The sequence below is a fragment of the Frankia sp. CcI49 genome, assembly GCF_001983215.1.
Lineage (GTDB): Bacteria > Actinomycetota > Actinomycetes > Frankiales > Frankiaceae > Parafrankia > Parafrankia irregularis.
Genome location: NZ_MOWP01000068.1, coordinates 1 through 6,856 on the forward strand (window position 1 = coordinate 1; position 6,856 = coordinate 6,856).

Here is a 6,856-nt window from a genome sequence, read left to right on the forward strand (position 1 = left end):
CGGTATCGTGGAGCGGCCGGCCGGCGTGGCGCAATTGGTAGCGCACTCGACTTGTAATCGAGCGGTTAGGGGTTCGAGTCCCCTCGCCGGCTCCAAAGTGACTGTAGCACAGGCACTTTCGCCGTTTTGCCCACTCGCTCAAGATCTCAAACCCCACGGTTACCCCACGGTTTGCATCACTGTCAGTGACCATCGTCGATTTTCGTGGGCCGTCGTTCATCCCTGCTGCAGCGGATCGCCGGGCGCAGAAGCCGCGCGCCCTACGGGCAGGCGGGACGGGCAGCGGCGACGGGGGCCGGCGGTTTGGAAGTAACGCTGTGTGGCGGCTGCCGCGGCGCGTCTAGAGGCTGGCGGGAGGGTCCAAGAGACGGGATTCGGCGCGTTTCGCTGGTACTCCGCACAACCCCGCTAGGCCTCTAGACCCCAGGTCAGAGGCATGTTCTCTTGCTAGAGGTGCTGCTAGACCTAGCAGGCGGGGGTGCTAGGTCTAGCAGCGCTCACGCCGCGCGGCAGCCCGCAATTTCGCAACCATCCGTGACATTCTGGCGAAGTTCGATGCTGCATCGACGGTGCCGCGCCCACCTGCTGGAACCGTGGTCCTGACATGACAAGGGCCGACCCCGAGGAGACGCCTCGGGGCCGGCCCGCTCAAGCCGCGCCGCACGCCGATCGGTGGATGCCCCGGCGGGACGGCGCTGCCGCCTTCCTGTCGGAGGATCCGGCCGGCCTACATCACGACCGATCCGGCGGGGCTTCGAGCGTCGCCGGCCCGGAGTTCCATCCCGAACCGTGGTGGGGCTCCGCCGGCTTGAACCTCATCTCGCCGTCGGTCATCGACGTGAGCACGCACCCGAGCGGAAGCGTGCGGAGCGTCGTCGCGATCGCCGCCGGATGAACACCCGACGGCACCGACACCGAGTAGCACCGGAACGGCCCGGTGCCCTCCTCGCGAACGACGGGATCGCCGTCCCTGGTGCTTCTCCCGGGGCGGTGTGCGGTGGAGCTGACAGCATGTCGGACACGGTGTCGACCTCCCAAGTCGGTCGGTGCCGAGGGCCGGTTCCGGTGCTGACACACCGGGCCGGCCCGACCTGTTCCTGACACACCGCACGGTAGTCACTATCGGATCGTAAGTACAGCGCCCACGTTGCAGACGTGGGTACGCTCCTAGCGTCGGTTGGGTGTCCGGTCAGAGCGGCAGCGGCGATGAGATGATCAGCCGTGCGGAGCTCCGTACCCTGGTCGACATCGATGGCCTTCGCTCGCTACTCGGCGCGGGCACCGCCCGCCGGGAGCGCGTCAGCCGGAGCTACGCCACATCGGTGGCCAGCCGAAAAGGCTTCCCCGATCCCCTGATCGACCACCCGCGACTCCGACTCTGGCGCCGGACCGACGTCGAGACTTGGCTGGACTCAAACCGTCCAACCTGGCGAGACGGCTGACCCAAATTCCGCGCATCTCGGGCAGACCGACAGTTTCAGCTACTAGACGTCCTCTGATCATCTGCGCCGTCCGAGGCTATCTCGACTCACCACGGCACATGCGTATCCGCGAAACCAGCTGACGGCTGTAGGCGTTGCCACCGGGCCACTCCCTTGTGGTCCGCGGCTGACACGGCTTCGTACGACTGCCAGTCTCCTCTATGGCCAGATGGGCACGAGAGGTAAGATCGGTGCGGAGCTGTGACACATGGAGCGGGGGAGCCATGTCAGGATCGACTGCGCACCACGGTCGAATGACCATTAGGCCGACAGTGCTGCGGAGCTTCTTCACCGACCGCCTAATTGCTTGTCTAGAACAAGAAGAATTGATCTAATGCCGCAGAGACGCCGGGTCTCATCACCATCTACTTCAAATAATCTCTCCAGTAAATAATCTTCTCGGTATCGATTTCCCAATGAATTTTGACTAGCGTTGCAGCGCAACCTAGAGGGGGAGTAATGCGGTTTTCCGTGATGCTTGACGAAAATGCTTCGACCGAGAGTGCCCTGGCGCTATACCAGTGGATTGAAGCCGATGCCGATGCCCGCAAGGATGCCGCAATAGCCTTCGCTTCTGGCGATCAAGAAAGTATGGGTGAGATTCTCGAAATCATCAATTTCGTCGTATCTACTGGCTTTAGCGCTTCGTCATTGGCGTTGTCGTGCGCATCTTGGTTGTCCACGCAGAGCGACGCCGCTGGTGTGGTATTCCAGAGAGGAGATATGACAGTGACAATCAAGGATGCTAGCGCCGAAGAAATTCGTGCCGTAGCTGACCTGCTCTCGGAAGGTTCGACAACAAGCAGTGGTGAGGGGAACGACTAGGGAAGTGGCACTTTTGAATCATGGTTTCCCTAGCAGATCCAGAGCGGTCGCGTCTCGTCGTGATTGGTGCCTACGAGTACTCCGATCTAGACGATCTGCCGAGCGTTCAAAATAACCTCAAAAGAATTCCCGAAATCTTTGCCAATCCATCAGTCTGGGGGATACCCTCTGAGAACATAACGGCGTTTGTTCAACCTGAAGAATACGTATCGGTTGTTGATGCGGTGCAAGTCGCCGCACAGGCCGCAGATGATACTTTAATAGTATACTATTCAGGACATGGGCTAGTCGCCCCAGATACGTTGGACCTCCACCTTGCGACGGTACAGTCGCGGGTAGGAGCGGAACACACATCTTTGCCATACGATTGGATCCGAAAGCCAATAATAAAAAGTCGGGCGCAACGCAAGATCGTAATTCTTGACTGTTGTTATAGTGGTCGAGCATTTAAAGGGCTGAGCGCTGGCGGAGAGATAGCCGACGACGCCGTGATTGAAGGGACATACATCCTTGCGGCGGCCGCGGAAACTAAGAAAGCCTTGGCCCCTGCGGGTGAGACGTACACTGCTTTTACGGGGGAGCTAATCCGACTCATTGAGAAGGGTATACCCGGAGGGGCGCCGCTGATAGACGTTCACACGCTCTATAAAGAGCTTGCGAGCACCCTTAAAGGAAAAGGGAGGCCAGAGCCTCAGCAGAGAAATCGTAACTCGGTAAGCGAAATATCATTTGCCCGTAATATTGCTTACAAGGCCGATGGTGATCTCGGTGTTGTTGAAGGCGAGAAGAACAGGGTCGCTCGACTTTGGAGCCTAGGGGAAGCGCTGCTTCTTCGTGCGCAGAGTGGGAGCAATAGTGCCGAATTGATGCGCGCTATCAATGTTCTGCGCAGCGCTTATGAGCAAGGCGGAAGAGGAAATGAAGGCGTCGCCTCATTGGTGGCTCTGGGTAATGCTCTGAGATTGAAAGCAGAGCTGTGGGGCGATCTAGTTTCGCTTGACGAGAGCATCATCCTATTACGCCGGGCGGCTGCGATCGGGAGGCCCGATAACGTCGACCGATCAGTGGCGCTGACTGCCCTTGCAGATGCTCTTCGGGTGCGAGCCAAGCTGACTAGCGACAGTTCGGCGCTGGACGAGGCCGTAGCCCTGCTACGTTCCGCGGTTGCGGCTACACCCGATGGAAGTGCCGCAAGAGGCGAGTCCCTCCTGTTGCTGGGAGATACTCTGAGAGAGAGCGCCGTACAGAATCGCTTAGAGACCGGCGCATCGCGCACCGCAGAGGCCGCATGGCAGGAATGCATGAAGTCAGCAGCGGTCCCCGTTCGCTTGCGTATCGATGCCGCGATGCACCTTGGCCATTCCCTCGCTGAACGCGGGGAAGTTTCGAGTGCCACCGATGCGATGGCACTCGCAATCGCGCTGTTACCTCTTGTGGCCTCGCGGCGCCTTGACGCTTCTGACCGCGAAAAGTTGTTGGCAAAGTATCTCGGACTTGCTTCCGATGCGGCATATTTGGCTCTCAGGTCCGGCGATGTAGAAAGGGCCGCAAGTCTCTTAGAGCAGGGGCGCGGAATACTTCTGAATCAAGTTATCGAGGGCAAGGCGGACATCCAAGTATTAGCAGACCTTCGACCCGACTTGGCTACTCGCTACAATAAAATTTCCGACATCTTGGCCGCACAGTGGTCGCGCCCAACCTGGGTTGAAAGTCAACGAGACACGGCCGCACAGGGCTATGAGATTTCAGACTTTCGCCATGATGTGGCACAGCAGTGGGAAGATCTGATAGCAGAGATCAGATTGGTCCCGCAAATGCAGAGTTTTCTACTGCAGCCCAGTCAATCAGAGATGAGGAAAGCTGCATCGATAGTTCCGATCGTGATCGTGAACGTCAGTCGATATGGTGCAGACGCTTTGATAATCAAGGGAGAAGGGTTTTCTTGTGTCACCCTCCCTGATTTGCGACTGGAGGATGTTCGTACCTATGTTGCGCCCTTCTTGACCGAGGGGGGTGTCTTTGAACGTCGAGATTCACTTCTTGCTGGCGATCGCTGGGAGGTGCGTGCTACTACAGCACTTGAGTGGCTCTGGAAAGTAGTTGCGCTGCCAGTGCTGGATGCCATCGGCTGCACCGATAAGATAGTCAATGGGGTTTGGCCGCGAATATGTTGGTGCATGACGGGTCTCTTGAGCTTCATGCCGATTCATGCTGCTGGAACATATCGAGATGACCGACTTTCGGGCGAGTCGTCGACGGTGATGGACAGGGTCGTGAGTTCCTATACATCCACCGTTGGCTCCCTAGTTTACGGCCTACAACGTCGGAAGGTATCGTCTCCGGAATCTAGAAAAGTATTAGTTGTAGGGGTATCAAATACGCCAGGATCAGCCCCACTTCCAGGTGCGGAAGCAGAAGCTAGCTCCGTGGCTAGCCTGTTTTCCGGGACCCAGTTTCTCCTCAACGGGGCTGCAACTCTGAACGCTGTGAAGGCGGCTCTCCCGACGGCCAACTGGGCACACTTTGCCTGTCACGCCAGTAGCAATTTTAAATATCCTCTGAGAGGGGGACTAGTGCTAGCGGACGGGACTCTTGACATAGGTCAAGCCTTCCGTCTTGATTTGCCGTCGGCGGAATTGATTGTTCTTTCTGGCTGTGAGACTGCCAAAGGGGTCCCGCTTCTTCCTGATGAGGCCTTGCATGTGGCATCGGCATTTCAGATTGCAGGATTCAAGCATGTCGTTGCTTCTATGTGGGCACTAGCCGACGGGCCCGCAGTGAGGATGGCCAGAGGATTTTATGAAAGCCTTCAAGGGCTACAAAATAATGATCCGGCGGGGGCTTTGCATATGACGCTGCACGCTGCCAGATCCCGCTGGTCAAATAATCCATTTGTTTGGGCAGCACTTGCCCACTTTGGCCCGTCTCACCCGGATGCTGTGGCAGATTTTTTGTGGTCTCTACCTCCTAAGCTGCCGGATTCGAGGGACGTTGACGAGATTATTTTCCCCTGATTCGATCGTCATCTTCGAGGTCGGCGCGCGTCTTCGCCTAGATGGTTTTCCCATTCGGGCCGAGGGATCTGCGGCAGCGGAGGGGCCATGGATAATGTATGCGCTGGATTTCAGGTGTCCAGCAGCTCAAGTATTGCGGCTGCGCCGGTCTCGGCGACCTGACGACCGTAGTACCGGTCCTGGGTCATGCTGACGTGGCGATGTCCGAGTTGGTCGGCGGCGGCGCGGGCAGACAGGCCGGCGCTGTCCATCGCCGAGGCAACCGACTTGCGGCCCACGATGTGCGACGTCGCCCAGTCCATCTTCACGGCCTTGAACGCGTCACGTAGGTCCGCCTGAGTGTTCGACGGGTCGCGTAGGCCGCCGAGCGGTGCGGGGAACACCGGGGCGTCGTCCGGCTGGTCGTCGAAGCGCTGCTTCAGAGTCCGGACCATCCACGACGGGAGCTGTAGGCGCCGGTAGCCGGACTTGCTCTTGGGTTTCGGCTTGTTGACGAGCCCCTGCCCGGTGATGCGTACGACCGTCGAACGGATCTCGATCCAGCCTTCGTCGAGATTCACCGCGCCCCAGGTGAGGCCGGCGGCCTCACCGATGCGGGCGCCGGTGCTCATGAGCAGGTCGACGAACTCGGGGAGGTCTCGCCGGACCGCCTTCGGGTCGTTCCGGAGTGCGGAGCGCAGTTCCCGGAGCTGGTCGAGCGTGAGGGCCCGCGGCTGCTTCTTCGGGGTGGCCTCGGCGATCGGTCCGGCGTCGCGGACGACGTTACGGTCCAGTGCATCATGCCGGGCGGCAAGGCCGCACATCCCGGAGAGGACGGAGCGGATCATCTTGGCGGTGGCCGCGCCGTGCTTCTCGGTGACGATCGACAGGAAGCGATCGATCACACCGACCGTCAGCTCGCGAATCCGTAGCTCCCCGAGACCCGGGATGACGGACTTGTCGAGCCTCGCCCGGTAGGCGGCCGTGGTGTTGGGGGAGCGGTCCTGCTTCTGGACGGACTCGAACCACTCCTCGGCCAGGACGGCGACCTTCGTCTCGGCCGTGATGGCGCCGGTGCCGACGTCCACGCGGGCCCGGTCGCGCAGTGCCGTGCGTAGCGCTTGCTCGGCAGCTCCCTTGGTCTTGGCGTGGCGTTCGACGAGTCGGGTGCGCCCGTCGAAGTCGCGGTACCGGGCGCGGGCGCGGTACACGTCGCCGTACTTCGCCGTGTAGACGTTGCCGTACGTGCCGAGGGCCAGTGAGGGTCGGGCCACGTGGTCACCGCCGTCCGTTCCGGGCGCTTCGTCGGTGTCTGCCGCGCTACCTGGTACCCCACGATTACCCCACGGAAAAGGTGGAAAACCATGACCGAGAGCGAGGGGGGCGGGAGCGCACTGCAGCGCAAAGTGCCCTGATAGCAGCAGATCTCGATGATCGATGACGGGCGCCGATTAATGATCAATTGTAATCGAGCGGTTAGGGGTTCGAGTCCCCTCGCCGGCTCCAGAGAAATAGGCCCTGACCTGCGGTTTTGCGAAGCCTAAGATCATCTATTCA

General features: G+C 59.8%; 3 protein-coding genes and 1 tRNA gene. 3 read left to right on the top strand and 1 reads right to left on the bottom strand.

Annotated elements, in window-relative coordinates:
• Window positions 1-19: 19 nt before the first annotated feature.
• The 3 genes from CcI49_RS39290 (at window position 20) to CcI49_RS40290 (ending at window position 5,320) form a co-directional block, all read left to right on the top strand.
• A tRNA-Thr gene (locus CcI49_RS39290) sits at window positions 20-95 on the top strand.
• 1,845 nt (window positions 96-1,940) lie between these two features.
• Window positions 1,941-2,306: a hypothetical protein gene (locus CcI49_RS41845; protein WP_131831307.1), complete on the top strand. Its 366-nt coding sequence runs from the start codon at window positions 1,941-1,943 to the stop codon at window positions 2,304-2,306.
• Window positions 2,307-2,365: 59 nt separating this feature from the next.
• Entirely contained in the window at window positions 2,366-5,320 is a 2,955-nt protein-coding gene (locus CcI49_RS40290) for a CHAT domain-containing protein (RefSeq protein WP_158230900.1), read from the top strand.
• Window positions 5,321-5,430: 110 nt separating this feature from the next.
• Here CcI49_RS40290 and CcI49_RS39315 read toward each other — a convergent pair whose 3' ends face one another.
• The gene (locus CcI49_RS39315) at window positions 5,431-6,573 is read right to left on the bottom strand and encodes a site-specific integrase (protein ID WP_076834830.1); all 1,143 of its coding nucleotides are present in this window, start codon (window positions 6,571-6,573) and stop codon (window positions 5,431-5,433) included.
• Window positions 6,574-6,856: the final 283 nt, after the last annotated feature.